The organism is Pseudomonas paracarnis (assembly GCF_904063055.1).
In the GTDB taxonomy this organism is placed as follows: Bacteria; Pseudomonadota; Gammaproteobacteria; order Pseudomonadales; family Pseudomonadaceae; genus Aquipseudomonas; species Aquipseudomonas paracarnis.
This window is the reverse complement of the sequence record NZ_CAJFCN010000068.1, coordinates 1-465: the sequence shown is the minus strand read 5'-3', so window position 1 is coordinate 465 and position 465 is coordinate 1. Positions and strand designations below refer to the sequence as shown.

The window sequence follows — 465 nt, the reverse complement described above, 5'->3', positions numbered from 1 at the left end:
GGCCGCGCCGATCCACGCCACCAGAGCGCGGCCGGCGCGTCGTCTTGCCTTGGCGCAGACAGATGATCAGCTCCTTACGCAGCTCACCCACTGGCAGGGCATAGATCGCGTTGTAGATCGTCTCGCGACAGACGTAGGCATCTCGCAGGTTGGGTATGTTCATGCTGCGCAGCTTGCCGGCAATCTGCTCGGGAGACAAACGCTCACGCAGCATATGGGTCACCAGTTCGAAGCGCTCGCTACCCGGCAACAGTTTTCGCATCGGTCGACAAACCTGGCGGCGGGCCTGCATTTGCTGCTGGGCTAGGCGGGCCGAGTAGCCACCGCAAGCACCTCGGTTACGGCGCAGCTCACGGCTGATGGTCGAAGGGGATCGGTTGATCAAGCCGGCAATCCTGCGCAGGCTGAAGCCTTGGGTACGACCGATTTGAATGGTGGCGCGCTCTTCCACGCTGAGGTCGGTAT

The 465-nt window shown here is 62.4% G+C and carries 1 pseudogene; it reads right to left on the bottom strand.

The annotated features are described in order from the left end of the window. A pseudogene (locus tag JMV15_RS27925) lies at positions 1 to 465 on the bottom strand (IS30-like element ISPsp7 family transposase); the annotation flags it as partial.